The sequence below is a fragment of the Micromonospora citrea genome (genome assembly GCF_900090315.1).
Lineage (GTDB): Bacteria > Actinomycetota > Actinomycetes > Mycobacteriales > Micromonosporaceae > Micromonospora > Micromonospora citrea.
In genome coordinates this window covers 1,274,993-1,301,224 of the sequence record NZ_FMHZ01000002.1, presented here as the reverse complement: position 1 = coordinate 1,301,224, position 26,232 = coordinate 1,274,993, and the positions used below count along the sequence as shown (strand labels likewise).

The following is a 26,232-nucleotide window of genomic DNA, read 5'->3' as shown; positions in this document are numbered from 1 at the left end:
CTCAGTTGTCGGGGTGGGGGGTCGACGCGTCGCGGTCCGCGCGCAGGCGCCGGCCGAGCCGCTCGAAGATCCGGGTGAGGCAGGCGACCTCGGCGTCGTCGAGGTCGTCCATCAGATGGGCGCGCACCGATCGCAGGTGGTGCGGGGCGGCCTCGCGCAGCGCGAGCAGCCCGGCGGCGGTGAGCACGGCCTCACTGCCGCGGCGGTCGTCGGGACAGGCCTCCCGGGCGACCAGGCCGCGCCGCCGCATGGTGGAGATCTGGTACGTCAGGCGGCTCGGGGAGAAGACCAGCCGGCTCGCCAGCTCGCCCATCCGCAGCCGCTGGCCCGGTGCCTCGGAGAGCAGGACGAGCACGTGGTAGTCGGCGAAGCTGAGCGCGCTGTCGGCGCGCAGGTCCTCCTCCAGCCGCGTGAACAGCCGCTGGCTGGCCTCGATGTAGGCGCGCCAGGCGGCGAGTCGGGGGGCGTCCAGGCTCTCGGTCACGCCACGACAGTAGCACTGTTTCAAAATTTAACTACACGGTTGTGAGCGTGCTTACCGGAATCCGGGGGGTGTGCCGTGCAGCTTTGAAGGGCCGTGGCCGGGCGGCGCGGCGGACCCGGACCGCGCCCGCACCGGGGCGCCGGCTGTCGGCCAGCGGCGCCCCGGGCGACGTTCACCGGTTCTGCGGCGAGGCGGTCAGGTGCATGCGGCCGATCATCTGCCGGGCCTGCTCGGCGAACTGCGCGTCGACGATGACCGCGTACTGGCCGGCGCGCAGCGAACTCGCCGAGGTGAAGTCGCGCCGGCCGCCGGTCATCGCGTGCGCGACCGCGCCGAACACGGCGCCCCAGATCGCGCCGACCACGAGGGCCACCAGGATCACCGCGACCCAGTTGTTGCCCGCGGTGAAGATGCCGAACAGCAGCCCGATGAAGAGCCCGAACCAGGCGCCCGTGCCGGCGCCCACCAGCGCCGCCCGGCCGGTGGTCATCCGGCCGAGCACCGTCTCGACCAGGGTCAGGTTCGTGCCGACGATGGCGGTGTGCTCCACCGGGAAGCGGTTGTCCGCCAGGTGGTCCACCACCCGCTGGGCGGACGGATAGTCCGGGTACGACCCGATCGTCACGGTGGGCGGGCCCATCTCCGGGCCGTTCCCGTCGCCGGCATGGGCGGCCGGCCGGCCGGCGGGACCGGACGGGAGGGTGTCGCCCCCAGGCATGCCGGGCCGCCAGCCCGAGGTCCCACTCGACGGTGTGCTCATCAGCGCCTCCTTCGTCAACCGCCCGCGTTCCCGCCGCCGCCCCCGGGTAACGCCGAACGGAGGCCCGGGCCCGCCGCCTGAGCGCAGGCGGCGGGCGTGGCGACGGGTCAGGAGCAGGGGGTGCCGTTCAGGGTGTAGCCCGTCGGGGTGGGCAGGGTGCCGCCGGACCAGGTGCCCTGGAAGCCCACGGAGGTCGTGCCGCCCGTGGGGAGGCTGGCGTTCCACGCGGCGTTGCGGACGGTGATCAGGTCGCCCGACTGGCTCCAGTCGCCGTTCCAGCCGTTGGTCAGCCGCACGCCCGGGCCGGGAGCGAACGTGAGGGTCCAGCCGGTGAGGGGCGCGCCCCGGTTGGTCACCCGCAGCTCGGCCGTGAAGCCGCCCGACCACGAGTTCGCGGTGTACGCGACGGCACAGCCGCCGACCGGCGGGGGAGTGCTCGGCGGTGCGCTGGTCGGCGGGGTCGTCGTGGGCGGTGCGCTGGTCGGCGGGGCGGTCGTCGGCACGGGGCCGGCGGCCATCGCCAGGTCGTACGCCCGCTGCGGCACGAACTGGCCGGCGGGCGCGATGCAGCCGTCGGCCTCGCCGGGCAGCTTCACCCACAGGTACGCGTCGATCGCCGGGTCGCCGGTGGCCGTGGTGCTCGGGGTGCCGATCGCCCGTCCGGCCGGGTCGCACCACTCGGAGCCGGCCGGCCCGTTGCCGTTTCGGCTGGTGTCGACGACCGCCTTGAGCCGGGACACCCCGGTCGCCGCGATCACCTGCTTGGCGTAGGCGACCTCGTCCGCGGTGCGCCGGTAGTTCGAGACGTTCAGCGAGATCCCGTCCGCGCTGTTGGCGATGTCCGCCCCGACGAGCCGGGCGGCGGCCTCGGCGGGGGAGAGCCAGGCCGAGTGCCCGGTGTCGAAGTAGACCTTCGCCGACGACGAGCCCGCCTTGAGCCGCTTGCCCGCGTACGCCATGGACGCCTTCGTCTCGGCCTGCTGGGCCGCGTTCTGGCAGCTCGTCATCAGCGGCAGCACGTCCGGCTCCAGGACGATGGTGGCGGGGCGCCCGGCGAGACCGGCCGCGACCTGGTCGACCCACTGCCGGTAGGTGGCGTGGTCGGGGGCCCCGCCGCCGCTCGCGCCGCTGCAGTCGCGGTTGGGGATGTTGTAGACCACCAGGATCGGGATCCTGCCGGCCGCGGCGGCAGCCCCGACCAGTGCGTCCACCTCGGCGCGTACGGTCGAGGTGTTGGTCCGGGTGAACCAGCGACCCTGCGGCACGCTCGCGATCCGGTCCCGGATCACGGCGGCGCGGGGGTCGCCCGGGTTGGCGGCCACCCAGGCCGCGGCGGCCGTGGCCGGGTCGACGTAGAACGCCGAGTCGGCGGCGACCGCGGCGGGCGCGCGGACGATGCCGACGGCGACGGTGGCGGCGACGGTCAGCGTCGCGGCGGCGGCCGCCGCGACAAGTGCCGGTCTGCTTCTCACGGGAACTCCAATCCATCGAGGAGCGCCGCTGGAAGCGCTCCCATGCATCGTCGTCAAACTACGTCGCCGACGGGGCGCTGTGAAGAGTTCCGGCAGGGGGGACCGGGCCGGGGCGCCCGGCGGTCTGTTCACGGCAGGAGGTCGCGCCAGCGTTCGGCCGACGCCAGAGCGTCCAGACTGATCCGCTCCAGGAAGGCGCCGCCCCTGGCCAGGCGGCGTCCCACGGGTGTGTCGAGCCCGAGCGTCTGCCCGGCCTCCTTCGTGATCTCCGCCGCCGCGAGCGTCTGCCGCGAGCTGATCACCGCCGAGCGGTACCAGGCGTCGTCGTCGACCACGTAGATGTCGCGCCGTCGCTGCGGATCACGCTCGCGCCTGATCAGCCCCTGCCGGGTCAGGTAGCCCACGGCCATGGAGACTGAGGCGGGACTGACTTTCAGCCCTCGGCCACGGCGCCCAGCCCGCGGACCGTCTTCGCGACCACCATCGCGGCCGGGCTGGCGTTCTGGCTCCCCACCCTGCTCGCCATGGTAGGGATCAGGCTGGAGTCCGTCGTGCCCGCGTGGATCACGGCCTGCTTCTACCTCTCGCTCTACGCCGCGATGACGCTGCTCATTTTGGCCTGGTCCCGGCGCGCAGGCTGGGGACACTGGCACAGGTTCGCCTTGGGCGCTGCCTGCCTAATCACCTACGCCTGGCACGGCTTCCCTCAACCGCCGAGTTCCCAGCGCCCGCGAACGTGGACCTCATCGGGCAACACGGTCTTCGCGCTGGCCGCCCTCGGGCTGCTCGCCTGTGTGGTGGTACGGCTCCGCCGCACCACTCCGCCAACTCGACCTCCAACTTGGAGTTTGCTGCGGGCAGCCAGGGTGTCGAGGCGTTCGGCGCCTCACGCCCGCACGAGGACCCGGTGCCACCGTCGGCACTCAGATCAGGCAAGGATTGAACTGTCAATAGGTGAATCAAGATTGGGAGAGCCACAGGCGCCCGGGAACTGCAAGGAATTGAGACCACCATCTCCGCCGGCAGGATTCCTGTCCGACGAGAAAAACTGTCTCTATGCTTGCCGCCGGAATGCCTGTGGCCCGTCCGGGGCCGAGGCGAAGCGCCAATGCGAGGATTTGCGAATGCGCCGGACTTCTGCTCTGAACAACGGCACTGCTGGCGTCAGCGAAACACCACCGGGCGGCAAGCGGCCGGCCTCTGCTGCGGCGGACGCCGCGCGCCGATCCGCGATCGACGAGGAACAGGAGTTCCTCGACTCGGCCACCGCTCGGCGCGACAGGCTCGCCGACCACCTGCAGGCCGAGCTCTCGTCAGACGCCCTGGACGCGTTGGAACAGGCCCGGCAGCGCATGCTCCGTCAGCAGTACGAAGAGCTGCGGCGAGCACGGGAAGGGCTGGTGTTCGGCCGCCTCGACGGCCTCGACGGCACCGTGCGACACATCGGCCGGGTCGGTCTCCGCGACGACGGCGAGGAGAGCGAGCCACTGCTGGTGGACTGGCGCGCACCAGCGGCTCGGCCGTTCTACACCGCGACGGCCGTCGACCCGCAGGGTCAGGCGCGGCGCCGGCACATACGCACGACGGGACCGGTCGTCGTCGGCGTGGACGACGAGCCGCTGGACGGGACCATGACGGCGGAACTCGTCGGGGAGGGTGCCCTGCTGGCCGCCCTCGACGAGCGGCGCACCGGTGTCATGTCGACGGCGATCTCCACGCTGCAACGCGAACAGGACGACATCATCCGGGCCGAGGCGACGGGCCCGCTGATCGTTCAGGGCGGCCCCGGCACCGGCAAGACCGTGGTCGCCCTGCACCGCGTCGCCTTCCTGCTGTTCACCCACCGGAAGATGGCCGACCAGGCGGTCCTGGTCCTCGGCCCCTCGCCGCGGTTCCTCCAGTACATCGGCCAGGTGCTGCCCGCGCTCGGTGAGACCGCCGTCGTCTCGGCGACCTGCGACACGCTGCTGCCCGGCATCCGCGTGGGCCGCGACGAGAGCCGGGTTGTCGCCGAGATCAAGGGCCGCGCCCTCTGGCAGCGCGCGCTCGAGCGCTACGTCGCGTCGTTGCTTCCCCGGCCTCGCGAGCTGAAGCTGCGCTGGGAGGGCGAGTTCCACGTCATCGCGGCCGAGACAGTGGCGCAGGCGCTCGCCTCGGCCGTGCAGGGACGCCCGTACCACCGCGCCCGCGCGGCGTTCGCCGAGCAGCTGCACCACCTCCTCGCCGAGGCCGTCGCCGAGCAGCGCGAGGCGCTGATGAACGAGATGGAGGAGGGCTTCGAGGACATCCTCGCCCGCGTCGACAGGAGCATGGGGCACGACCCCCGCGCCGCCCGGACGTCCACCGGCAGCGACGTCGACGGGCTGCTCTCCGAGGAGGAGATCGAAGACCTCCGCACCCGGATCGCCGGGAACGCCACCATCGCCCGGTTCGTCGAGGCGTGGTGGCCCACCCTCGACGCCGGAACCCTGCTGCGTGGTCTCCTGACCGACCGCGCCCTGCTGGCCCGGATCGCCCCGCAACTGTCCCCGGAGGAGATCGCCGCCGTCTCGGCCGAGCCCGCCCCGTGGGCATCGAGCGACATTCCCCTGCTCGACGCCCTCGCCGACCTGCTCGGCGAGGTCGACGCCCCGCGACCACAGGGCGAATTCGTCGCCGACCACGCCCGCCGGCAGCGCGGCTGGGTGTACGGCCACGTCGTCGTCGACGAGGCGCAGGAGCTCTCCGAGATGCAGTGGCAGATGGTCCTGCGGCGCTGCCCCAGTCGCTCCATCACCGCCGTGGGCGACATCGACCAGGCGGAGGCGGCGCACCGGCACACCAGCTGGGCCCAAGCGGTGCGGGCCGCTTTCGGGGATCGCTGGACCGCCGCGGAACTGACCATCTGCTACCGGACCCCGCGTGAGGTCATGGAGCTCACCGCACCCGTACTGAAGGAAGCGGGCAGCCACAACGCGCCGCCACGGGCGGTACGCTCCTCCGGCACCGCCCCCTGGGCGCTCACGGTCACCCCCGCCGAGCTCGCCGGCGCCGCCGCCCGGGCGGTGCGACAGCTGCGGCAACGGTGGCCCGGCGGGACGGTCGGCGTCATCGCCCCCGCCGACCGCGTCGCCGAGCTCCAGGCCGTGCTGAGCGATGTGCCGGTGCTCACCGCGACCCAGTCCAAGGGACTGGAATGGGACGCGACGCTGCTCGTCGACCCCCAGGGCATCACCGCTGAACCGCGCGGCTGGAACGGCCTCTACGTCGCGCTCACCCGTTGCACCCAGGAACTCGGGCAGATGGTGCTCACGTAGCGACCGCCACACCCCGTGGACGTGATCTGCGGGCGCCGGGCGCGCCCCTCCGAACGAGGACCGCTCTGCCCGAAGGTGGGCAGGGGTGGGCCGCCGTCGCGGATAGTCTCGGACGATGCGCCTGGTGATCACCGCCGACACCCACGTGCCGCCGCGGGCCAAGGACCTGCCCGAGCCGCTCTGGGCGGCGATCGACGCCGCCGACGTGGTGCTGCACGCGGGGGACTGGGTGGACGAGGCCCTGCTCGACGCCCTCGCCGCCCGGGCGCGCCGTCTCGTCGGCGTGTACGGCAACAACGACGGGCCGGCGCTTCGCGCCCGGCTGCCGGAGGTCGCCCGGGTGGAACTCGACGGGCTGCGGGTCGCGGTCGTGCACGAGACCGGGCCGAAGACCCGGCGTGAGGAGCGCTGTGCGGCCCGCTTCCCCGACACCGACCTGCTGGTCTTCGGCCACTCGCACATCCCCTGGGACACCGTGGCCCCCGGCGGCCCGCGCCTGCTCAACCCGGGGTCGCCGACCGACCGGCGCGCCCAGCCGTACGCCACCTTCCTCACGGCGCGGGTGGCGGCGGGACGGCTCGACGAGGTCGAGCTGCACCGCCTGCCGCCGCGCCGCTCGCCGGGTCACTGACCGCGGCCGGTCTCCTCCTGGAGCTCGTCGATCCGCTTGGACGCCTCGGCCTTCGTCAGCCCCTCCGGCGGTTCCTCGCCCGCCTCGCGGGCCAGCGTCGCCAGGTAGGACTCCTGCGCGGCGGTCGGCGGCTCCTCGCCGGTGACCCACTCGTCGGGATCCTTGATCGCGCCCTGCGGGTTGGCGCGGTTGCTGTCGCGGTCCGTCATCATCTCCACCTTCCATCGAACAGACGTGCCAATACCCCGTTGGGAGGCGGATGATGCGGATCTCGCGCGGATCGTCGCCCGCAACCGAGGGGGCCCACCCGAGCCGACGGGGCCTGCCGCCGCGCCGACATGCCCGGGTCGCACTCCACCGGACCCCGGGCGGCGGGCGCATACGATCACCGGATGAGTACGGGCCGGGCGGGTGTGGTGGTGGTCGGCGCCGGGATCGCCGGGGTGGCGTGCGCGGCGGAACTGGCCCGCGCGGGCGTACCGGTGGAGATCCGGGAACGCGCCCGGGTGGCCGGCGGCCGGATGGCCAGCAGACGCTTCGACGGCCGGCCCGCCGACACCGGCGCCGCCTACCTCACCGTCGACGACCCGGACTTCGCCGCGGTCGTCGAGGGCTGGCGGGCGGCCGGGCTGGCCCGGGAGTGGACCGACACGTTCGTCGCGTACGGTCCCGACGGCCGGCGCGACGTGCCCGGCCCGATGCGCTGGGCGGCGCCCCGGGGCCTTCGGTCGCTGGTCGAGCACCTGGCCCGGGAACTGCCGGTGACCGTCGACCGGCTCGTGCTCGGCGTCGAGCCCGGGCCGGTGGTGGACGGGCGGCCGTGCGAGGCGGTGGCGCTGGCCATGCCGGGCCCGCAGGCGGCCCTCCTGCTCGACCCGGCCCTGGCCGCCGCCACCCGGGTCGTCCAGGGCCAGCGGTGGTCGCCGTCGCTGACCGGGGTGCTGCGCTTCCCGGCCCGCCGGTGGGCCGCCTTCCGGGGCGCGTTCGTCAACGACCACCCCCTGCTTGCCCTGGTCTGCGACGACGGCGACCGGCGCGGCGACGGCGCGCCGGTGCTGGTCGCGCACACCACGCCCGAGTTCGCCGCCGGCCACCTCGCGCAGCCCACCGGCGCCGGGCCGGCGATCGAGCAGGCCGTCCGGGACCTGCTGGGGCTGCCCGACCGGGCGGAGCACGTGCACGTGCACCGCTGGACGTACGCGAAGCCGACGGCCGGCCCGGTCGGGACGCACCACCTGGACGCCGACGGCGTCGGGCTGGCCGGGGACGCCTTCGGCAGGCCCCGGGTGCAGAGCGCCTGGCGCTCCGGCCGGGACCTCGGTCGCGCCCTGGTCGCCCGCCTGACCTGACGGTCGTCGCCCGTTTCCGCCGCCGCTCCGCCCGGCCCGCCACCGCTCCGCCCGGCCCTGGCCGGCCGCCCCCGGCCCTGGCCGGCCGCCCCCGGCCCGGCCCGGCCCGGCGACCGGCCCGTCGCCGGTCCGTCAGCTCGTCGCGCCGACCGGCTCGCCGGCCCGGCCCTCCTCCGACGGATCGGCCGTGCGGTCGCCCCGGCGGTCCAGCAGTTGCATCACCGGGGTCGCCGCGACGCCGTGCACCACCACCGAGACGATCACCACGAGGCCGACGGTCGCCCAGATCAGGTCCGCCTGCGGGAAGTCGGTCTTCGCCGTGGCGTACGCGAGGTAGAAGAACGAGCCGACGCCGCGGATGCCGAAGAAAGCGATCACCCAGTGCTCGGCGGGCCGGCCCGGCGCGCCGACGAGGGCCAGCCGGCCGACCAGCGGCCGGACCACGAAGACCAGCGCCAGCCCGACCGCGGCGGCCGGCCACGTCAGCGGGCCCAGCAGGCCACCCACCACGGCGCCGCCGAAGAGCAGCAGCAGCATGACGGTGAGCAGACGCTCGATCTGCTCGGCGAAGTCGTGCAGCACGGAGTGGAACTCGTGGGTGCGCTCGGCGGCCCGGATCGCCCGGGCCGCGACGAAGACCGCCAGGAAGCCGTACCCGCCGACGACCTCCACCAGCCCGTACGCCAGGAAGGTCGCGGCGAGCGCGAGGAAGCCCTCGGCGTGCCGGGCCAGCCGCAGCTCGCTCGGTGCGCGGAAGAACAGCTTGCCCAGCAGCCAGCCGACCAGCCAGCCGCCCGCCACCCCGGCGGCGACCTTCCACAGCACGTCGACGGCGAACCAGCGGCCCAGCCAGTCGCCGGGGGCCAGGCTGGTCGTGGCGATGGCGATGGCCGCGTACACGAAGGGGAAGGCCAGCCCGTCGTTCAGCCCCGCCTCCGAGGTCAGTGCGAAGCGGACCTCGTCCTCGGAGTCCTCCACGTCGCTGGGCTCCCCGACCTGCACGTCGGCGGCGAGCACCGGGTCGGTGGGCGCGAGGGCCGCCCCCAGCAGCAGCGCGGCGGCCGGCACCAGCCCGGCCCACCACCAGCCGAGCAGCGCGACCGCGGCGATGCACACCGGCATCGCGATCGCCAGCAGCCGCCACGTCGACGACCAGCGGGCCCAGCTCAGCGGCCGGTCGATCTTCAGACCCGCACCCATCAGCGCGACGATCACACCGATCTCGGTGAGGTGCGTGGCGATGTCCGGGTACGCGAGGGGGTCGGGGTTCGGCAGCCCGACCGGCAGGACGAAGACCAGCATGCCGAGGCCCAGGAAGGCGATCGGCATGGACAGCGGACGGCGTTCGAGCACCCGCGGGAGGATCCCCGCCAGCAGCGCCCCCAGGCCGACCACCGCGAACGCCACGTCCACCGGCTCCACGCTCACCACCTCTCCGCTTCGCCCACGGCGTGCGGGCAGGCGGAGTCAGTCCTTGCCCCCGGAGGACTTTTCGTATTCCTGTCTGCTTCGACTTCCTGAACCCGCACCACGAACGGCCGACGCGGAGGGCCCGCGCCCTGCGGTGGCGAACGGTGGGGCGGCCCTCACCGTCCGGTGGTGATCGGTGAGTCGGCGAGGGCGGCCAGCAGCGCGGCGGGGTCGTCGTAGACGGCCACCGCGCCGGCCCCGGCCAGCTCGCCCCGGCTGGTGCCGCCGCAGGTCAGCCCGACGCAGGGGATGTCCAGCTTGCCGGCGGCCGCGACGTCCCAGACCGAGTCGCCGACGAAGACCACCCGCTCGGCGGCCAGCCCGGACTGCTCCAGCGCGGCCACCAGGATGTCCGGCGCCGGCTTGCTCTGCCGCGCGTCCGCCGAGGAGGTGACGGTGTCGATCACGTCGTCGGCGTCCAGCGCCCGGCGCAGGGCGCTCACCTCGTGTTCGGCGGCCGAGGTGGCCAGCACCACCCGCAGCCCCCGCTCCGCGCAGGCCCGCAGCAGGTCCGCCGCGCGGTGCAGCGGGACCAGCCGCTCCCAGTACTCCGCGAAGAGCGCGTCGTGGGCGTCCCGCAGCTTCCCGTCGGCGCCCCGGTCCCGCTCCGGGCCGAGCAGGTGGTCGAGCAGCTTGTCGGAACCCATCCCGATGGCGCGGTGGATCTCCGCCATCGGCACGTGCCGGTCGGTCTGGCGCAGCGCCTCCCACCAGCTCACGGTGTGGAGATATGTGGTGTCGACCAGGGTGCCGTCCACGTCGAAGAGGACACCGGCGGGCTGTTCGGTGGTCATGGTCTACCCCTACCCGTTACCGGGCGGGCTGACGCCGCCCGTCACTCGGACGGCATCAGGATCTCGAACCAGACCGTCGAACCCCGCACGGTCGGGTCGGTCCCCCAGGCGTCGCTCAGCTCCTCGATCAGCCCGAGCCCCCGACCCCGGCTGCTCAGCGTGTCGGTCTGCGCCCGGGTGACCGTCCCCCGGGTGCCCGAGTCGGCGACCGAGACCAGCAACCGCTCCGGGCTGAGGTCGATCTCCACCCGGGCGGCGGTGCCCGCGTGCAGCAGCGCGTTGGTGGTCAGCTCGCTGGTGCAGAGCACCGCCGCGCCGACGACCGACTCGGGCACCTGCCACTCGGTGAGCTGCCCGGTCATCCAGTGTCGCACCCGGCTCGGCGCGGTCGGCTCCGCCGGCACCTCCATGCTCGCCGACCGGCTCGGCCGCTCCGCGTACTCGACCGCCAGCACCGCGACGTCGTCCTCGGTGGCGCCGGGCACCGCCGCGGTGGCGACCGCGCACAGCGCACGCGGGTCGCCGCTGCTCGCGCCGGCCACCGCCGCGGCCAGCGCGTCCAGCCCCGCCGTCAGCCCCTGCCGCCGCCGCTCCACCACGCCGTCGCTGAACAGCAGCAGCGTGTCGCCGGGGGCGAAGCGGACCGTCGTGGTGGGCGGCCGGCAGCCCAGGCCCAACGGGGCGCCGGCGGGCACGTCGACGTACGCGGCGACCGGCTGGCCGTCAGGAGCGCACCGGCGGACCAGCGGGGCGGGGTGCCCGGCGCTGGCCAGGGTGAGCTGCTGCCGCTCGGCGTCGACCACCCCGAAGACCACGGTCACGAAGAGCTCGTGCGTGCCGCCCTCGGCGCCGAGGCTGGTGACCAGCCGGTCGAGCCCGGCCAGGACGGCGTCGGGGCGCGGATCCGACAACGCCAGCGCGCGCAGCGCGGCACGGACCTGCCCCATCCGGGCCGCGGCCTGCACGTCGTGGCCCGCGACGTCGCCGAGCACGATGCCCAGCCCGCCCGTGGGCAGCAGGAAGGCGTCGTAGAAGTCGCCACCGGCGGCGTTGCCGTCGACGCCCGGGTCGTAGCGGGCGGCGATGCGCATCCACGGCAGGTCCGGCAGGTGCGCCGGCAGCATGCTGCGTTGCAGGAGTTGGGCCGTACCGTGCTGGGTCTCGAACCGGCGGGCCCGCTCGGCGGCCTGGCCGACCAGCTCGGCCGCCGCCGCGAGCAGCGCCCGCTGGGCGGCCGACCACGGACGCGGGACCTGGTAGCCGACGGCCAGGCCGCCCCGGACCACCGACGCCCGCAGCGGGACCGCGGCCAGCGCCCTGATCTTCTGGTCGTGCCGGTCCACCGCGAACTCCCGCAGCGGCTGCCCGTCGTCGACGAAGAGCGGCGCGCCGGCGCGGGCGGCCGACACGACAGGATCCGCCCCGTCCGACGCGATACGCCGCCACAGCGGCGGGAGCCGCTCGTCGGCCTCGTCCATCAGTTCGCCGCGTACCCGCCGGACCATCCGCCAGCCGCCGCCCTCGTCCACCCCGAACGAGACGCGGTCGGCGTCGAACGTGGTGATCGCGTAGCGCAGCGCGACCCGGGCCACGTCGTCCAGGGTGAGGGTGCCGGCGAGCGCGGCGGCGAAGTCGCTGAGGCTCTGCAACTGCTGGGTCACCTGGGCGGTCTCGGCGGCCACCGTCAGCACGCCCACGATCCGCCCGGCGCCGTCCCGCACGGCGGAGTGGCCCCGGGTGAAGACGGCCTGCTCGACCAGGCCGGGCCGGCGGTGCAGGGGAAGGGTCGACTCCCGTTCCAGGAACGGCTCGCCGGAGCGGTAGGTGCGCTCGACGGCGTCGCCGACACCGGGCATCGGCCAGATCTCCGGGAACACCTCGGCGGCCGGCCGGCCCACCGCGCCCGGGTGCCGGTCGCCGATCAGCTCCGCGTACCCGTCGTTGTAGAGCAGCAGGTGGTCGTCGCCCAGGGTGAGGGCCATCGGCACGGGCGAGGCGAGGATCATCTCGGCCGCCGCCCGGACCGCCGGGTCCCACGAGTGCCACGGGCCCAGCGGAGTGCCGGCCCAGTGGTGGCCGAGGACGGCGGCCGCCGCGCCCGAGGCGGCGGGCGCTCCCGACACCGGGGCTGGGGGGTTGGGGACCCGTCCGACCGTTCCTGGCATGACCGCAGCCTAACCGGACCGCCCGGCACCTGTTTCCGATCATGCCCCGCGCGTCGCGGGCGGCGAACGTTCGGGCAGGTCAGGGCTGGTCTGCCATGCCATGTCGGGAAAAAGTCGGGGACCGGTACGGCGTGCCGCGTCGGTGACCGGGTAAGCGCGCGGCGCAGTCCATGCGACAGGAGGGACATCATGCCGGAAACCCTCGCGGTCAGGCAGGTCGACATCGGCGACGCCGTGGCCGACATGTGGAGGTCGGTGCTGCTGTTCATACCGCGGGCCATCGCGTTCATCGCGATCCTCGTGGTCGGATGGCTCATCGCCAGAGCCGTGTTGAAGATCGTCGACGCGGCGCTGGAACGGGTCAACTTCGACAGGGCGGTGGAACGGGGCGGCATCAAGCGCGCGCTGGAACGCACCAAGTACGACGCCAGCGACATCCTGGCGAAACTGGCGTACTACACCGTGCTGCTGTTCACCCTGCAGTTCGCCTTCGGGGTGTGGGGACCCAACGCGATCAGTGACCTGATCAGCGGCGTGGTCGCCTGGCTGCCGCGCGCCTTCGTGGCGATCGTCATCATCGTCGTGGCCGCGGCGATCGCCAGCGCCGTCCGGGATCTGGTCACCGGGGCGTTGGGCGGTCTCTCGTACGGCAAGGTCCTTGCCGATCTGGCGGCGGTCTTCATCATCGCGCTGGGCGTGATCGCCGCGCTGAACCAGGTGGGCATCGCCACCACGGTGACGACTCCGGTGCTGATCGCGGTGCTCGCCACGGTGGCCGGCATCCTGATCGTCGGTGTCGGCGGTGGTCTGGTGAAGCCGATGCAGAGCCGCTGGGACGGCTGGCTGAACCGGATGGCCGAGGAGTCGCGGGCGGTGCAGGAGCACCGCCGGGCCCGGGAGGCCGGCCAGATGGACGTCGGTCGGCAGATGGCCGACCGGACGGCCGCCGAGCGCACCGAGGTCATGCCGCGCGGGCAGGAGTCCGCGACGACGGCCGGGCGCGGCACCTACCAGTCGGGGAACGTCAGCGACGAGACCCAGCAGTTCCGCCGCTGACCGCGCCGGTGACGGCGAGCCCGGAGGGGTGTCCGCGAGTCGGCGGGCGCCCCTCCGTCGTGCCGGGGGACCCCGGCGGCGACTCGGATCAGACGCGGGGGAGCGGGCCCGGCACCGGGGTGCCCAGCGAGCGGGCCAGCGCGCAGACCGCGAGCAGACGGGTGAGCAGCCAGTCCGGCTCGGACCAGTCGACCGGCGCCCCCGGCGGCTGCCAGCCGTGCTCCAGCGCGGCGGCGCGGACGCCCTCCGCGTAGCCCGCGAGCGCGGCGGCGCTCAGCGGCCGCCGGTCGCCGTCCAGGCTCTCCCGTACCGCGGCGGCGTGCTGGTCGACCAGGGCGAGCAGCCCCGGCGACGCGGCGGCGGCGGCGAGCCCTCCGGTGCCGACCGAGGTGGACAGCAGGGCCAGGGTGGCTCGCGCCGAACTGGCGGCGGAACGGGCCTCGACCCGGTTGAACGGCACACGCATGGGGAACGAGGCTATCCGGCCGAACCCCGGGCCGACCTCGGCCGGTCGCGGGTTTTTGGTCCTCCACCGATCGGTCAACCCGGCCCGTCAGGATTGGTCCGAGGCGGGCGGGGCAGGAGGAGAACCGCCCGCAGGGGCGCAGCCGACACCGCGGAGGAACGGATGGGACAGGACGTGGACGGACCGGACGAAGGGCACCGTCGGCCCGCCGGAGTCAGCGACGAGACGGTGGCCGCGCTCGGCAAGCTCAGCGAGGCGCTGGAGTGCGTCGAGCGGGTCCGCGGTCACCTCTACTCGCTGCACCAACTGGTCGGGCACGCCGACCTGATGCTCGACGACGCGGTGGAGATGTTCCGCGCCGCCGGGCACCCGCACATCGCCGAGCGCATCGACGCCGAGCTGCTGGGACGCAACGTGATCGCGGGCCGGTGGACGTTCCAGATCGTCGAGGACTTCGACGACGGGTATTACGCCCTCTTCCGCGACCTCGACCGGGCCGCCCGGGAAGAGCTGGTCGGCGGCCGGCGGCACCTCTACGAGGCCGAGATGAAGGAGCGGCGGCGCACCCGAGGCCACCCCGGCCACGAGGCGCGCCCCGACGAGCTGCGCTGACGGGCCCTCGCGTCGCCCTCGGGCCGCGGATCGTCCCGGGCCGCGCGGAGCCCCCGCGCCGTTCGGCCGTTCCGTGCCGTTCGGGCTGCCCTGGAACCGCCCTGGAACCGCCCTGGACCGCCTCGTGCCGTCCGGCCTGTTTGGGTCCTGTTCGGGCTGTTCGGGTCGTTCGGGCTGTTCGGGTCGTTCGGGTCGTTCGGTCTGTTCGGGCCGGAGGTATCTGCGGATCGGGCGGCGGCTGGCGGGGCGGCGGGCGCTCGTATGGCGCTGTCGAGCTGAGTCGTCTGTGACATCAAGCGGTGTCCAGGCCACGCTGGTGCGAGGGTCAGGCCCGTGTCACAGGTCCCAGGCGGTGTCCAGGTCGAGGTGGTGTCGGGCCGGGCTGGTGCCCAGGGCGGGTAGGTGTCACAGGTCGGGGCGGTATTAGGCCGAGGTGGTGTCCGGGCCGAGGTGGTGTCCGGGCCGAGGTGGTGTCCGGGCCGGGATGGTGTCCGGGCCGGGATGGTGGCACAGGGCATGGGCCGGTGTCCGGGCCGGGGTGGTGTCACGGGTCCGGGCCGGGGTGGTGTCACGGGTTCGGGCCGGGTGGTGTTCAGGCCGGGGCGGCGTCCGGCCGAGTGAAGTGATTCGTTTGCGACATCAGTTCGACAGTCCCGGCCGATGTGTCATCCGCGGGCCGCCGCCGTGTGCTCGCCGGCCACCGCCGTGTGGTCGTCGGCCGGCACCGCCGGGGCGTCGGCCGGCACCGCGTGCTCCTCGGCCGCGATGCGCAGCGCCGCGACCAGCCGACGGTAGAGGTCGTCGCCGGCCAGCAGTTCGGCGTGGGTGCCCTGGGCCCGGATCCGGCCGTGCTCCATCACCACGATCCGGTCGGCGTCGAGCACGGTGGAGAGCCGGTGCGCGATGGTCACCACGGCGCCGAGCGCCGCGCGCTGCCGGACGCACTCCTGCAGCGCCGCCTCGGTCAGCCCGTCGACCTGCGCGGTCGCCTCGTCGAGCAGCAGCACGTCGGGGGTACGCAGCATCGCCCGCGCCAGCGCGATCCGCTGGCGCTGCCCGCCGGACACCTCCGTCGACGACAGCGAGGTGTCCAGGCCCTCCGGCAGCGAATCGATCTTGTCGTCGAGTCGGACCGCGCGCAGCACCGCGCGGATCTCCTCCTCCGTGGCGTCGGGGTGGGTGAACCGCAGGTTGTCCCGGATGGTGCCGGGCACGACCGGGGTCTCCTGCTCGACGTACGCGAGCCGGGCCCGCACCTCGTCGTGCCCCAGCTCGGCGTAGGGGCGGCCGTCGAGGAGCAGTTGCCCGCGCTCGGGCTCCAGGAAGCGCAGGACCAGCGAGAACAGCGTGGTCTTGCCGGCCCCCGAGGGCCCCACGATCGCGGTGTGTCCGCGCCGGGGGACGACCAGGTCGACGTCGCGTACCGCCTCGGGCGCGTCCGGGCCGTAGCGGGCGGTGACGCCGCGGAAGACCAGCACCGCGTCGCCGGCCTGGGCCGGCTGCCGCGCGCCCGGTGCCCGCGGGTGCCCCGCCGGGCGGGGGACCGGGCCCGCCGGCTCGGTCGCGATGGTCTCGACCTCGCGGATCCGCCCCGCCGCGGCGATGCCGGCCTGCAGGGCCGTGGTGTTCTGGGTCAGCTCGGTGATCGGCCCCATGAGCTGGAACGTGTACAGCAGGAACGCGATCAGGCTGGAGATCTCCAGCAGGTCGCGCTGGGCCCGCCAGGCGCCGATGCCCAGGATCGCGATCACCGCGAGCTGGATTCCCGTCCAGGCGATCGTCCAGACCGACGCGGTCACCCGGGCCGCCCGTACGCTGTGGGCCGCAGCCTGCCGGGCGTCGGCGACGATCCGCTCGGCCGACCGGGCCTCGGCCCGGCTGGCCTTGACCGTCCGGATGGCGCGCAGCGCCCCCTCCAGCGCGCCGCCGAGCCGGCCCATCGACTCCTGCGCCGCCGCCTGTGCCGTCGCGATGCGCGGCATGAGCGCGCCCATCACCGCCGCGACCACCAGCACGGCCACGATGGTGCAGCCCAGCAGGAACAGGTCGAGCACGCCCATCAGCACGAGCGTGCCGACCAGTGCGATGCCGGCGTTGACCAGCCCGACGATGCTGCCGGACGCCTCGCGCAGCAGTTGGGTGTCGGAGGTGGCGCGGGTGACCAGCTCGCCGGTGGGCCGCCGTTGCAGGTCGCCGACGCGGGCCCGGAAGTAGTGCCGGACGATCGAGGCCCGCGCGTCGAGCACGATGTGCTCGGCCAGCGTCCCGAGCAGCCGCCACTGCCACAGCGAGATGGCCGCGCCGACGACGACGAGCGCCAGCAGGGCCCCGATCGGGCGGGCCATCGACCCGCCCGTGCCCAGCGTGTCGAGGACCCATTTGGTGACCATCGGCGTCGCCAGCCCGGCCGCGTTCGCGGCGAGCCCCAACCCCAGCCCGAGGAACATCGTCCGCTTGTGCGGGGTGAGGAACGACGCGAGCGTACGCAGTCGGGGCAGCGCCGGATCGGATGAAGTCATGCCCTGAATGGAACATTGGCGTTCCATGACGGTCAAGCGATATGCCGGAACGAGTAGTTGCTATCCTCGCCGCGTGACCGACGCGCAGGTGTCCGGCAGCCGGGCCCGGACCCGCCAGGCCATCGTCGACGCGGCCATCGAGGTGCTGGGGCGCAATCCCGCCGCCTCCCTCGGCGACATCGCCGCCGCCGCCGACGTGGGCCGGACGACCCTGCACCGCTACTTCGCCGAGCGCGCGGAGCTGCTGGCCGCCGTCGGCGCCGAGGGAAGTGCCCGGCTGGCCCGCGCCACGGCCCAGGCGCGGATGGCCGAGGGCACCGGCGCCTCGGCGGTGCACCGGCTCTGCCAGGAGTACTTCGACCTCGGCAGCCTGCTCTCGCTGATCTTCACCGAGCCGGGGCTCACCGCCGGCCCGGCCACCGACGGGCCGGACGGCTGCGACCCGGAGTTCGCCGCGATGGTCGAGCGCGGCCACCGGGACGGGACCATCGACCCGGAGCTGCCGGCGGACTGGGTGCAGAGCCTGGTCTGGTCACAGCTGTACGCCGGGTGGGCCTACCTGGCCGAGACCGGTGCCTCCCGGCACGAGGTTCTGCGCCTGATCCTGCGTACGGTCGACGGCGCGATCGCCGTCAAGCCGACCTGATCCCGCGCGGGCTAGTCCAGCTGGCGCGCGTCGGCCGGGCGGCGCCGGGCCGCGTCGTCGGCGATGATCACTGTCGCCACCATGAGCGCCACGCAGAGGCTGAACAACCAGGAGTCGTCCGAGACCAGCTTGGCGGAGACGGGAGCCTGGAGGGCGGCGAGGAGGAAGCCGAGCCAAGCCAGGCGACGCTGACGCGTGGAGAGGAAGCCGGAGCCCTGTTGCATCCCGAAAGTCTTGCGCGCTACCCGGGCGTTGCCGTCAGCCGAACGGCCGATTCTGGATGAGCTGTCCGTTTCCCCGGCCGTCCGGACCAGACTTTTCGCCCTGACGGGGGAGGCGCGTGGGCGGCGTGGACGTCGGCGGGCAGGATGGTCGTCCGTGTCCACCACCCCGCCCCGCGCCTCGCTGCTCCTGCTGGCCTACCTCGCCTTCGTCAGCCTAGGCCTGCCCGACGGGCTGATCGGTGTGGGGTGGCCGTCGATCCGGGCGGACTTCGGCGTGCCCACCGAGGCCGTCGGCCTGGTGCTCACCGCCGGCACCGCCGGCACCGCCGGCTACCTCACCTCCAGCGTGCTGGCCGGCTTCACGCTGGCCCGACTCGGGGTCGGAGGGCTGCTCGCCGGCAGCACCCTGCTGGCCAGTCTCGCCCTCACCGGCTACGCGGTGACCCCCGGGCTCGCCCTGATGGTGGGCTGCGCCCTGGTGCTCGGCCTGGGCTCCGGCGCGATCGACTCCGGGCTCAACGCGTACGCGGCCGGCGCCTTCGGCCCTCGGCACATGAACTGGATGCACGCGTTCTTCGGGCTCGGGGTGGCGCTCGGACCGCTGATCATGACCGGCGCGCTCAGCGCGGGGCTCTCCTGGCGCTGGGGGTACGGCCTCGTGGCGGCGGCCCAGGTCGCCCTGGCCGCCGCGTTCGCGCTGACGGTCCGGGCCTGGCGGGACCGCGCCCCGGCGGGCGGGTCGGCCGGCGCGGCGCCCGTCGCCCCGCCCGCCGCCACGCGGGTACGCGAGACGCTGCGCCTGCCGGCGGTCTGGATCGGGGCGCTGGCCTTCGCCGTCTACGTGGCGATCGAGGTGGCCGCGGGGCTCTGGGCGTTCCTGCTGCTCACCGAGGGACGCGGTCTCGGCGCGGCGGTGGCCGGCGTGTGCGTGTCCGGCTACTGGGGAAGCCTCTTCGTCGGGCGGGTCGTCCAGGGCGTGGTGGCCGAGCGGCTGGGCGCCGGGCTGGTGCTGCGGGGCAGCCTGGTGGGGATGGCGGCCGGCGCGGTCCTGGTCGCGGTCCCGGCCCCGGCCTGGCTGGCCGTGGGCGGGCTCTTCGTCGTCGGGTTCGCCGCCGCCCCGGTCTTCCCGCTGCTCACCCTCACCACCGTCGACCGGGTCGGTGCGGCGCACGCGGACCGGACGATCGGGCTCCAGATCGCCGCGGCGGGGCTGGGCGGGGCACTGGTGCCGGCGGGAATCGGCGTGCTGCTCGGCAACACCTCGGTCGAGCTTCTCGGACCGGCGCTGGTCGTGCTCGCGCTCGCCCTGCTGGCCCTGCACGCGGCGGGCAGCCGCCGGCCGGCGCGCCCCCGCCCATCCGCGCACCGCCGGCCCGTCGAGCGGCCCTGAACGGCGCGTCGAAGGGCTTGAACGTCCGTCGAGCGGCCTGAGCGGCCTCGAGTGGCGCGTCGAGCGGACTGAGCGGCCCTGAGTGGCGAACGTCCGTCGAGCGGCCTGAGCTGCCTCGAGTGGCGCGTCGAGCGGTCTGAGCGGCGCGTCGGGGAGTTTTGAGCGTCCGTCGACCAGCCCTCAGCGGAGCGACGAGGGCCTCGATCGGCCGGGTCCGGCGAGGTGGGCGGGCCGGGGCGCCGGCCCGCCACGGCTCACATCGTGTCGGGGCCGGTCCGGCCGGTCGTGGAGGGCCGGTAGGTGCGCTCCGGGTCGGTCGGTTCGCGGCCGGTCCCGGCGGCCTGCCCGCCGCGGTCCACCGCCTCCGGACCGTGCCCGAACGCGGCCTCCTCACCGGCGTCGTTGCCCGTCACGTCGTCGGCCTGGCCGTCCAGGGTCGAACGCGCGACGGCCCGGTCCAGTTCCTGCAGGGGAGTCCGTTCCTCGTCCCGCCACACCTTGTTCTCGTCGGTCATACCGATCGCGGTACCCGGGCCCGCCGCCCGCAAACGGCGACGGCCGCTGTCCGCGCGCGGCGATGCCGGCCATCCCCGCACGGCGACGGCCGCTGTCCGCGCGCGGCGATGGCCGCCGGGCGAGCCGGCGGCCATCGGAGTTCGTGCCCGGGGGGTGGGGATCAGGGCTGCGGCCGGTCGACCTTGCCGCGCCAGGCGCCGGTCTCCTGACCGCGCCGCTCGATGAACTGCTTGAACCGCTCCAGGTCGCCCTTGGCACGCCGGTCGACGATGCCCAGCTTGTCGCCGGCCTGCTCGACCACGCCGTGCGGCTCGAACTCCAACTGCAGGGTCACCCGGGTGTTCTCCGGGTCCAGCCGGTGGAACGTCACCACCCCGGCCTGGTTGGTGCCGCCGGTCGAGCGCCAGGCGACCCGCTCGTCCGGGAGCTGCTCGGTGATCTCGGCGTCGAACTCGCGCTTGACGCCGGCGATCTCGACGGTCCAGTGGGTCATCGTGTCCGTCAGCTGCCGGACCTCCCGCACCCCCTCCATGAAGTGGGGGAACTCCTCGAACTGGGTCCACTGGTCGTACGCGGTGCGCACCGGTACGGCGACGTCCACGTGTTCGGTAACGCCACTCATCAGGCATCCTCCTTCGTCCGCCGGTGTCGGGCCGGATCGTGCGGGGATCCGGTCACCAGCGGGTCGTCTCGTTCTTGTGGCCGAGCGCCGCCCACACCTCGGAGACCGTCTGGTAACGGGTGCCCTCGGGCAGCCGCTCCAGCTCGGCGATGATGTCCGCCGGCGCGTCGTTGTCACGCGCGTTGGCGATCAGCGCCTCACGGTCGCCGGGCAGGGCGGTCATCGTGATGAACCGTCCGAGCCGGCTGCGTCGTTCGACGTCCTCGGAACTCATGCCCTTGGGCGCGCCCGTACGCAGTTCGCCGGCCGGGGCCGTCGTCGGCTCCGGCTGGTCCTCACCGGCCGGCTCCGGCACGCGGGCCTCGTCGACCCGTGAGCCGCCGGTCCCCGGCCCCTGCACGAGGCCGCTGACCTCCCGGCTCATCTGCTCGTCGACTCTCGGTCCGTGCTTGCTGCTGCCACGTTCCATACCTTCTGCGCTACCCGGTGGCACCGTCGGTAAACGGCCCGCGGGGCGGCACGCTGCCGGTGAACCGGCCCGCAGGGGCGGCCGGGGTGCGGCGCTCAGCCGTCGGCGGGCGTCTTCGGGGGCAGGACCGGTTCCTCCGGGTGCGACTCGCCGGCCTGGAGCACGCGGCCCCGCTGCAGCTCGGCGTTGATCTGCACCCCCAGCATCAGCGCCGAGTTGGACAGGTAGAGCCAGACCAGGAACGCGATCACCGCGCCGAGGCTGCCGTAGGTGGCGTCGTACGAGCCGAAGTTGGCCACGTAGAGCCCGAAGCCGAAGGAGGCGACGACCCAGGACAGCAGGGCGACCGCCCCGCCGGGGGTGAGCCAGCGGAACCGCGGCTGCCGGACGTTGGGCGCGATCCAGAACAGCAGGCTCAGCAGCACCATCACGATCAGGGCCAGCACCGGCCACTTGGCGACGCTCCACACGGTGCGCGCCAGTCCGCCGGCGTGGAGCAGGTCGCCCACGGCGTCGGTGACCGGCCCGCTGACGATCAGGCCGGCGGCGACGACCGCGAGCAGCACCAGCGAGACCGCCGCGAGGCCGATCTGCATCGGCCGCAGCTTCCATACCGGCCGTCCCTCCTCGACACCGTAGACCGCGTTCGAGGCCCGGGTGAACGCCCCGATGAAGCCGGAGGCCGACCAGAGCGCGCCGAGCAGACCGAAGCTCAGCAGCACGCTCGCCGAGTCGTTCTGGTCGACCACGCCCCGCACGACGGAGACGAAGCCCTCGTTGGCCACCACCGAGCCGGCCCCCATGTCCCGCGCCAGGTCGAGCACGGTGTCGACGGTCTGCTCCCCGTTGGAGACCAGCCCGACCAGGGCGACCACCACGATGGTGGACGGGAAGAGCGCGAGCACACCGTAGTAGGTGAGCGCGGCGGCCCAGTCCGCGCAGTTGTCCTTGACGAAGTTCCGTGCGCTGCGCACCAGCACCCCGCGCCAGGTCCGCCAGCTCAACTGCCGCACCCGGCCGGGGACGCGCAGCCGCCGCTCACCGGTGAGCGCCGCGCCGGGCTCCGTCGTCGTCATCGCCCGCTCCCTGTGCCCCGGCCGCCGGATGACCCGGGCGTCTCCGGCTCCGCCTGGCCCCGCCGGTACCCCCGGCCCGAAATCGACAAACCCGGCGGACCGGTTTGCCGACCGGCACCGGGGGAACGGTCAACCAGAACCCATCGACGCGGAGGAGGACGAGATGCCCGGGCGCGAGGTACTGCCCAGCACGCTGCGACGCTCCCCCAAGAAGGCGCAGCGCACCTGGGAGAAGACACACGACTCGGCCGTGGAGACGTACGGCGAGGGGGAGCGGGCCCACCGCACCGCCTTCGCCGCGGTCAAGCACGAGTTCGAGAAGGTGGGCGACCACTGGGAGCCCAAGGGCCGCAAGGGCCCGAGCGACCGCCAGGCGGCCGGCGGCGGACCGGAGCGCCGCGCGCCCACCGCCGGCGGGGTGGACGCCAACGCCACCAAGGACCACCTGATGAAGGTGGCCCGCAAGCTGGACGTCCCCGGCCGGTCGAGCATGACCAAGCCGGAACTGGTCAAGGCCATCGAGAAGGCGAACAACCGGCAGACCGCCAAGGCCCGCGGTCGCTGACGCGAGTTCCGGCGTACGCGAAAAGAGGGGCTGTCCACCCGCGGACAGCCCCTCTTCGCGCGGTTCACCAGTGGCCGCCGCCGGGGGCCTCGATGTGCACCGCCTTCGTCGCGGTGAACTCGTCGAGCAGTTCCGGCCCGTACCCGAAGCCCTGGCCGCTGCCGCGACGCGGGTGCGCGGCACCGCCCGGCGCCCCGCCGAACACCGCGTTGACCTTCACGGTGCCCACCGGCAGCTCCCGCCAGGCGCGCTGGGCGTGGCTCATCGACCCGGTCAGCACCGTCGCGGCCAGCCCGTACGGGGAGTCGGCGGCGCACCGCAGCGCCTCGGAGAACGAGTCGACCACGACGATCGCCGCGACCGGCCCGAAGGTCTCCTCGCGCACCAGCGTCATGTCGTGCCGGCAGTCGGCGACCACCGTGGCGGGATAGAACGCGCCCGGCCCGTCGGGCAGCGTCCCGCCGGTACGGATCCGCGCCCCCTCCGCGACCGCGGCGGTCACCTGCCCGTGCACGTGGTCGCGGTGCCGCCGGTCCACCAGCGGCCCCAGCTCGGTCGCCGGGTCGCCGCCCGGGCCCACCCGCAGCCGGTCCGCCCGGTCCACCAGGGCCTGCGTGAAGTCCTCGGCGACGTCACGGTGCGCGTAGATCCGCTCCACCGCCACGCAGATCTGCCCCGCGTTGGCGAACGCGCCGACGGCCGCCTGCCCGGCCGCCCACACCGGGTCGACGTCGCCGTCCACGACCAGCGGGTCGCTCCCGCCGTTCTCCAGCAGCACCTTGGCGCCGGTGCGTGCCGCCGCGGCCGCGATGGCCCGCCCGGTGGCGGTGGAGCCGACGTGGGCGACCACGTCCACCTCCTGCGCGGCCAGCGCCGCACCGACCTCGGGGCCGCCGGTCAGCAGCGAGAGCACCCCGGGCGGCAGCGCGGAGTCCAGCGCCCTCGCCAGCAGCCAGCCGGTCGCCGGGGTGCGTTCGCTCGGCTTGTAGAGCACCACGTTGCCGGTGACCAGCGCCGCGCCGAGCAGCCCGCAGGAGACCGCCACCGGGTCGTTCCACGGGGTGATCGCGGCCACCACCCCGCGCGGCTGCGGCGCCATGAAGTCGATGGCGTGCGGGTCGCCGTGCAGCGTCCGCCCGCCCCGCACCGGGGCTAGTTCCGCGTACTGTCGCAGGGTGCCGATGCCCGCGTCCACGCCGCCCCGCGCGTCCGCGAAGGGCTTGCCCATCTCGGCCGTCGTCGCCCGCGCCAGTTCGTCGGCGACCGCCGCCACCGCGTCCGCCGCCCGGTGCAGGGCCGCCGCCCGCTCGGCGGGGGCGGTCGCCGCCCACTCCGCCGCGACGCCGCGCGCCGCCTCGACCGCCTTGCCGACCTCGTCCGCCGTCGCCACCGGGACGGAGCTGACCGGGGAGCCGTCGGCCGGATCGTGTACGACCAGCTCGCCCCCCTCGCCGCCCGCGCCCCACACTCCACCTATGAGCTGCGCAACCGTGTACATGCGGCAGTGGATGCCCCGGCCCCGGCGAGGCAAACGCGTTTCGCCCGGTTGCTGGCCGGGTAGGCGGATCGGATGAGTTCGACCGGCGCGGAGAGCGCGGACGCCGTCGTCGTCGGAGCCGGCCACAACGGCCTGGTCGCCGCCAACCTGCTCGCGGACGCCGGCTGGGACGTCCTGGTGCTGGAGGCCACGGCCGCGCCCGGCGGCGCGGTGCGTTCCGCCGAGGTGACGGCCCCCGGCTACCTGAGCGACCTGTACAGCTCCTTCTATCCGCTCGGCTACGCCTCGCCGGTGCTGCGCGGGTTGGGCCTCGACCGGTACGGGCTGCGCTGGCGGCACTCCCCGGACGTGCTGGCGCACCTGCTGCCCGACGGCCGGGCGGCGGTGCTCAACCGCGACCCGGAGGCCACCGCCGCCTCCCTGGAGGCGTTCGCGCCCGGCGACGGCAAGCGCTGGCTGCACGCGTACGACGACTGGCGGCAGGTCGCCGAGCCGATGCTGGACACCATCACCACGCCCTTCCCGCCGGTGCGCGGCGGCCTGTCCCTGCTGCGCCGGCTGCGGGTCTCCGGCGCGCTGCGGCTGGCCCGGCGACTGGTGGTGCCGGTCCGCAAGCTCGGCGACGAGCTCTTCGACGGCGAGGGTGGCCCGGCGCTGCTGGCCGGGTGCGCCCTGCACACCGACCTGTCTCCGGAGGAGGCCGGCTCGGGCGTGTACGGGTGGCTGCTCGCCATGCTCGGCCAGCAGGTCGGCTGGCCGGTACCCGACGGCGGCGCGCAGAAGATCACCGACGCGCTGGTGGCCCGGCTGACCGAGCGCGGCGGCCGGATCCTCTACGGCGCCCGGGTCGACCGGGTGCTGACCGCTCGCGGCCGGGCGATGGGGGTGCGTACCGCCGGCGGCACCCTGTGGCGGGCCCGGCGGGCGGTCCTGGCCGACGTTCCGGCCCCCGCGCTCTACCTGGACCTGGTCGGCGCGGCAGCGTTGCCGCCCCGGCTGGTGGAGGACCTGGCGCACTTCCGGTGGGACGGCTCGACGCTCAAGGTGGACTGGGCGCTGTCGGCGCCCGTGCCGTGGACCAACCGTGCGGTCGCCACCGCCGGCACCGTGCACCTCGGCGCGGACCTGAACGGGCTCACCGGCTATGCCGCCGCGCTGGCCCGCTCCGAGGTCCCCCGTGACCCGTTCCTGCTGGTGGGGCAGATGTCGGTGGCCGACCCGAGTCACTCGCCGCCCGGCACCGAGTCGCTCTGGTCCTACACGCACCTGCCGTTCCGCCGGCACTGGCGGGCGGAGGAGATCGCCGCCCACGTCGACCGGATGGAGCAGGTGCTGGAGGAGGCGGCACCCGGCTTCCGCAGCCTCATCGTCGGGCGGCACGTGGCCGGCCCGGCGGACCTGGAGGCCGGCGACGCCAACCTGGTGGGAGGGGCGGTCGGTGGCGGCACCGCCGCCGCGTACCAGCAGCTCTTCCTGCGCCCGATTCCCGGCCTGGGCCGCGCGGACACCCCGGTCGACCGGTTGTTCCTGGCGAGCGCGTCCGCGCATCCCGGCGGCGGGGTGCACGGCGCGCCCGGCGCGAACGCCGCACGCGCCGCACTGGCCCGCGACCGCACGCTCACCGGCCCGGTGTACGCCGCCACGATCGACGCCGCCCACCGGGCGGTCTACCGCTGACCGTCGTCGGCCGCGAGGGCGGGCGGCAGGCAACGGAGGTGGGCGGTGGAACTGCTCGCCTTCGACCTCACCGAACGTGACTTCCCCGTCCGGCCCGGATGGCCTGCGCGCTCCCTTTGCTCTGCACCCACATACGCGACAGCGACTTACGGTAACGGCGCCTTCTCCGGCTCGCCGGGCCTCGTGCCGTAACGTCCGAGGTCAGGGGCGTGGTGCGTCGAGGGGTGCAGAGCAAAGCGCGGAGCGCGCCTGTCCCCGCCTTCGAGCCGGTAGTCACGCAACGTCACGTGGCGCACAGTGACGCTTACGGCTGCGTGGAGGCGGCTACGGGCGGGCGAGGGTGGCACCAGCGGCGCGACGCCCGGGATACCGCCGCTCAGCACGGGCGTCGCGCCGGCACGCAACCGTGCCGACACGGCGTCGTCGTTCCGCCCCGACGCGCGCCAGCCCGGCCGGCCTCGCGGGCCTTTTCGGC

General features: G+C 74.4%; 25 protein-coding genes. 9 read left to right on the top strand and 16 right to left on the bottom strand.

What is annotated here, in order from left to right; translation table 11 throughout:
* Window position 1: 1 nt before the first annotated feature.
* The 4 genes from GA0070606_RS06135 to GA0070606_RS06120 form a co-directional block, all read right to left on the bottom strand.
* Window positions 2-484, bottom strand: a complete 483-nt coding sequence (locus tag GA0070606_RS06135) for a MarR family winged helix-turn-helix transcriptional regulator (protein WP_091095852.1) — start codon at window positions 482-484, stop codon at window positions 2-4.
* A 172-nt stretch (window positions 485-656) separates the two neighbouring features.
* Entirely contained in the window at window positions 657-1,244 is a 588-nt protein-coding gene (locus tag GA0070606_RS06130) for a YflT domain-containing protein (protein WP_091095850.1), read from the bottom strand.
* Between the two features lie 107 nt (window positions 1,245-1,351).
* A complete protein-coding gene (locus GA0070606_RS06125; protein WP_245724584.1) occupies window positions 1,352-2,716 on the bottom strand; it encodes a glycoside hydrolase family 6 protein in 1,365 nt (454 codons plus the stop codon).
* 128 nt (window positions 2,717-2,844) lie between these two features.
* On the bottom strand, window positions 2,845-3,126 hold the full coding sequence (locus GA0070606_RS06120) for a hypothetical protein (RefSeq protein ID WP_091095847.1): 282 nt from the start codon (window positions 3,124-3,126) through the stop codon (window positions 2,845-2,847).
* 714 nt (window positions 3,127-3,840) lie between these two features.
* On the opposite strand from GA0070606_RS06120, the gene GA0070606_RS06115 reads away from it, so the two are divergent.
* Window positions 3,841-6,012 (top strand): HelD family protein, encoded by a 2,172-nt coding sequence (locus GA0070606_RS06115; RefSeq protein ID WP_091095844.1) that lies wholly within the window; start codon window positions 3,841-3,843, stop codon window positions 6,010-6,012.
* A 115-nt stretch (window positions 6,013-6,127) separates the two neighbouring features.
* Window positions 6,128-6,643, top strand: coding sequence for a metallophosphoesterase family protein (locus tag GA0070606_RS06110; RefSeq protein WP_091095843.1), 516 nt, complete (start codon window positions 6,128-6,130; stop codon window positions 6,641-6,643).
* Here GA0070606_RS06110 and GA0070606_RS06105 read toward each other — a convergent pair.
* Window positions 6,637-6,855 carry a DUF3072 domain-containing protein gene (locus GA0070606_RS06105; protein ID WP_091095841.1) on the bottom strand — a complete coding sequence of 73 codons (219 nt, stop codon included), beginning with the start codon at window positions 6,853-6,855 and terminating at the stop codon, window positions 6,637-6,639. The genes GA0070606_RS06110 and GA0070606_RS06105 overlap by 7 nt on opposite strands.
* Window positions 6,856-7,056: 201 nt before the next feature.
* On the opposite strand from GA0070606_RS06105, the gene GA0070606_RS06100 reads away from it, so the two are divergent.
* A complete protein-coding gene (locus GA0070606_RS06100; RefSeq protein WP_176737518.1) occupies window positions 7,057-7,992 on the top strand; it encodes an NAD(P)/FAD-dependent oxidoreductase in 936 nt (311 codons plus the stop codon).
* A 132-nt stretch (window positions 7,993-8,124) separates the two neighbouring features.
* On the opposite strand, the gene GA0070606_RS06095 is transcribed toward GA0070606_RS06100, so the two are convergent.
* The 3 genes from GA0070606_RS06095 to GA0070606_RS06085 all read right to left on the bottom strand — a co-directional run bounded on the left by GA0070606_RS06095 (window position 8,125) and on the right by GA0070606_RS06085 (window position 12,421).
* On the bottom strand, window positions 8,125-9,414 hold the full coding sequence (locus GA0070606_RS06095; protein ID WP_091107361.1) for a cation:proton antiporter domain-containing protein: 1,290 nt from the start codon (window positions 9,412-9,414) through the stop codon (window positions 8,125-8,127).
* 164 nt (window positions 9,415-9,578) lie between these two features.
* Entirely contained in the window at window positions 9,579-10,256 is a 678-nt protein-coding gene (locus GA0070606_RS06090; protein WP_091095837.1) for an HAD family hydrolase, read from the bottom strand.
* A gap of 41 nt (window positions 10,257-10,297) precedes the next feature.
* Entirely contained in the window at window positions 10,298-12,421 is a 2,124-nt protein-coding gene (locus tag GA0070606_RS06085; RefSeq protein ID WP_091095835.1) for an ATP-binding SpoIIE family protein phosphatase, read from the bottom strand.
* 189 nt (window positions 12,422-12,610) lie between these two features.
* Between GA0070606_RS06085 and GA0070606_RS06080 the strand changes: the two genes are divergently transcribed.
* A complete protein-coding gene (locus tag GA0070606_RS06080) occupies window positions 12,611-13,477 on the top strand; it encodes a mechanosensitive ion channel family protein (RefSeq protein ID WP_091095833.1) in 867 nt (288 codons plus the stop codon).
* An 88-nt stretch (window positions 13,478-13,565) separates the two neighbouring features.
* On the opposite strand, the gene GA0070606_RS06075 is transcribed toward GA0070606_RS06080, so the two are convergent.
* Window positions 13,566-13,943 carry a DUF6401 family natural product biosynthesis protein gene (locus tag GA0070606_RS06075; RefSeq protein WP_091095830.1) on the bottom strand — a complete coding sequence of 126 codons (378 nt, stop codon included), beginning with the start codon at window positions 13,941-13,943 and terminating at the stop codon, window positions 13,566-13,568.
* A gap of 162 nt (window positions 13,944-14,105) precedes the next feature.
* Between GA0070606_RS06075 and GA0070606_RS06070 the strand changes: the two genes are divergently transcribed.
* Window positions 14,106-14,555, top strand: a complete 450-nt coding sequence (locus GA0070606_RS06070; RefSeq protein WP_091095828.1) for a hypothetical protein — start codon at window positions 14,106-14,108, stop codon at window positions 14,553-14,555.
* Window positions 14,556-15,220: 665 nt separating this feature from the next.
* Here GA0070606_RS06070 and GA0070606_RS06065 read toward each other — a convergent pair.
* Entirely contained in the window at window positions 15,221-17,074 is a 1,854-nt protein-coding gene (locus GA0070606_RS06065; RefSeq protein WP_245724582.1) for an ABC transporter ATP-binding protein, read from the bottom strand.
* 73 nt (window positions 17,075-17,147) lie between these two features.
* On the opposite strand from GA0070606_RS06065, the gene GA0070606_RS06060 reads away from it, so the two are divergent.
* Window positions 17,148-17,720 (top strand): TetR/AcrR family transcriptional regulator, encoded by a 573-nt coding sequence (locus tag GA0070606_RS06060; RefSeq protein WP_245724581.1) that lies wholly within the window; start codon window positions 17,148-17,150, stop codon window positions 17,718-17,720.
* An 11-nt stretch (window positions 17,721-17,731) separates the two neighbouring features.
* Here GA0070606_RS06060 and GA0070606_RS06055 read toward each other — a convergent pair whose 3' ends face one another.
* On the bottom strand, window positions 17,732-17,944 hold the full coding sequence (locus GA0070606_RS06055) for a hypothetical protein (protein WP_091095824.1): 213 nt from the start codon (window positions 17,942-17,944) through the stop codon (window positions 17,732-17,734).
* 154 nt (window positions 17,945-18,098) lie between these two features.
* Here GA0070606_RS06055 and GA0070606_RS06050 point away from each other — a divergent pair, with 154 nt between their 5' ends.
* Window positions 18,099-19,334, top strand: coding sequence for an MFS transporter (locus tag GA0070606_RS06050; protein WP_245724580.1), 1,236 nt, complete (start codon window positions 18,099-18,101; stop codon window positions 19,332-19,334).
* A gap of 254 nt (window positions 19,335-19,588) precedes the next feature.
* Here GA0070606_RS06050 and GA0070606_RS06045 read toward each other — a convergent pair whose 3' ends face one another.
* The 4 genes from GA0070606_RS06045 to GA0070606_RS06030 form a co-directional block, all read right to left on the bottom strand.
* Window positions 19,589-19,849 carry a hypothetical protein gene (locus GA0070606_RS06045; protein WP_091095821.1) on the bottom strand — a complete coding sequence of 87 codons (261 nt, stop codon included), beginning with the start codon at window positions 19,847-19,849 and terminating at the stop codon, window positions 19,589-19,591.
* Between the two features lie 161 nt (window positions 19,850-20,010).
* The gene (locus GA0070606_RS06040) at window positions 20,011-20,472 is read right to left on the bottom strand and encodes an SRPBCC family protein (RefSeq protein WP_091095819.1); all 462 of its coding nucleotides are present in this window, start codon (window positions 20,470-20,472) and stop codon (window positions 20,011-20,013) included.
* Between the two features lie 52 nt (window positions 20,473-20,524).
* Window positions 20,525-20,941 (bottom strand): DUF2795 domain-containing protein, encoded by a 417-nt coding sequence (locus GA0070606_RS06035; protein ID WP_091095817.1) that lies wholly within the window; start codon window positions 20,939-20,941, stop codon window positions 20,525-20,527.
* Between the two features lie 95 nt (window positions 20,942-21,036).
* Window positions 21,037-22,017 (bottom strand): YihY/virulence factor BrkB family protein, encoded by a 981-nt coding sequence (locus tag GA0070606_RS06030; RefSeq protein WP_091095815.1) that lies wholly within the window; start codon window positions 22,015-22,017, stop codon window positions 21,037-21,039.
* Window positions 22,018-22,180: 163 nt separating this feature from the next.
* On the opposite strand from GA0070606_RS06030, the gene GA0070606_RS06025 reads away from it, so the two are divergent.
* On the top strand, window positions 22,181-22,582 hold the full coding sequence (locus tag GA0070606_RS06025) for a ChaB family protein (protein WP_091095813.1): 402 nt from the start codon (window positions 22,181-22,183) through the stop codon (window positions 22,580-22,582).
* Window positions 22,583-22,646: 64 nt separating this feature from the next.
* Here GA0070606_RS06025 and GA0070606_RS06020 read toward each other — a convergent pair whose 3' ends face one another.
* A complete protein-coding gene (locus GA0070606_RS06020) occupies window positions 22,647-24,080 on the bottom strand; it encodes an aldehyde dehydrogenase family protein (protein WP_091095811.1) in 1,434 nt (477 codons plus the stop codon).
* 72 nt (window positions 24,081-24,152) lie between these two features.
* On the opposite strand from GA0070606_RS06020, the gene GA0070606_RS06015 reads away from it, so the two are divergent.
* Window positions 24,153-25,757, top strand: a complete 1,605-nt coding sequence (locus GA0070606_RS06015; RefSeq protein WP_091095808.1) for a phytoene desaturase family protein — start codon at window positions 24,153-24,155, stop codon at window positions 25,755-25,757.
* Window positions 25,758-26,232: the final 475 nt, after the last annotated feature.

What these genes read in the sequence shown, in the direction of transcription:
- GA0070606_RS06070 (WP_091095828.1), top strand. Translation starts at nt 14,106, where the DNA reads ATGGGACAGGACGTGGACGGACCGGACGAAGGGCACCGTCGGCCCGCC.
- GA0070606_RS06120 (WP_091095847.1), bottom strand. Translation starts at nt 3,126, where the DNA reads ATGGCCGTGGGCTACCTGACCCGGCAGGGGCTGATCAGGCGCGAGCGT.
- GA0070606_RS06075 (WP_091095830.1), bottom strand. Translation starts at nt 13,943, where the DNA reads ATGCGTGTGCCGTTCAACCGGGTCGAGGCCCGTTCCGCCGCCAGTTCG.
- GA0070606_RS06085 (WP_091095835.1), bottom strand. Translation starts at nt 12,421, where the DNA reads ATGCCAGGAACGGTCGGACGGGTCCCCAACCCCCCAGCCCCGGTGTCG.
- GA0070606_RS06040 (WP_091095819.1), bottom strand. Translation starts at nt 20,472, where the DNA reads ATGAGTGGCGTTACCGAACACGTGGACGTCGCCGTACCGGTGCGCACC.
- GA0070606_RS06065 (WP_245724582.1), bottom strand. Translation starts at nt 17,074, where the DNA reads ATGACTTCATCCGATCCGGCGCTGCCCCGACTGCGTACGCTCGCGTCG.
- GA0070606_RS06015 (WP_091095808.1), top strand. Translation starts at nt 24,153, where the DNA reads ATGAGTTCGACCGGCGCGGAGAGCGCGGACGCCGTCGTCGTCGGAGCC.
- GA0070606_RS06030 (WP_091095815.1), bottom strand. Translation starts at nt 22,017, where the DNA reads ATGACGACGACGGAGCCCGGCGCGGCGCTCACCGGTGAGCGGCGGCTG.
- GA0070606_RS06110 (WP_091095843.1), top strand. Translation starts at nt 6,128, where the DNA reads ATGCGCCTGGTGATCACCGCCGACACCCACGTGCCGCCGCGGGCCAAG.
- GA0070606_RS06090 (WP_091095837.1), bottom strand. Translation starts at nt 10,256, where the DNA reads ATGACCACCGAACAGCCCGCCGGTGTCCTCTTCGACGTGGACGGCACC.
- GA0070606_RS06105 (WP_091095841.1), bottom strand. Translation starts at nt 6,855, where the DNA reads ATGATGACGGACCGCGACAGCAACCGCGCCAACCCGCAGGGCGCGATC.
- GA0070606_RS06020 (WP_091095811.1), bottom strand. Translation starts at nt 24,080, where the DNA reads ATGTACACGGTTGCGCAGCTCATAGGTGGAGTGTGGGGCGCGGGCGGC.
- GA0070606_RS06055 (WP_091095824.1), bottom strand. Translation starts at nt 17,944, where the DNA reads ATGCAACAGGGCTCCGGCTTCCTCTCCACGCGTCAGCGTCGCCTGGCT.
- GA0070606_RS06130 (WP_091095850.1), bottom strand. Translation starts at nt 1,244, where the DNA reads ATGAGCACACCGTCGAGTGGGACCTCGGGCTGGCGGCCCGGCATGCCT.
- GA0070606_RS06045 (WP_091095821.1), bottom strand. Translation starts at nt 19,849, where the DNA reads ATGACCGACGAGAACAAGGTGTGGCGGGACGAGGAACGGACTCCCCTG.
- GA0070606_RS06025 (WP_091095813.1), top strand. Translation starts at nt 22,181, where the DNA reads ATGCCCGGGCGCGAGGTACTGCCCAGCACGCTGCGACGCTCCCCCAAG.
- GA0070606_RS06035 (WP_091095817.1), bottom strand. Translation starts at nt 20,941, where the DNA reads ATGGAACGTGGCAGCAGCAAGCACGGACCGAGAGTCGACGAGCAGATG.
- GA0070606_RS06080 (WP_091095833.1), top strand. Translation starts at nt 12,611, where the DNA reads ATGCCGGAAACCCTCGCGGTCAGGCAGGTCGACATCGGCGACGCCGTG.
- GA0070606_RS06115 (WP_091095844.1), top strand. Translation starts at nt 3,841, where the DNA reads ATGCGCCGGACTTCTGCTCTGAACAACGGCACTGCTGGCGTCAGCGAA.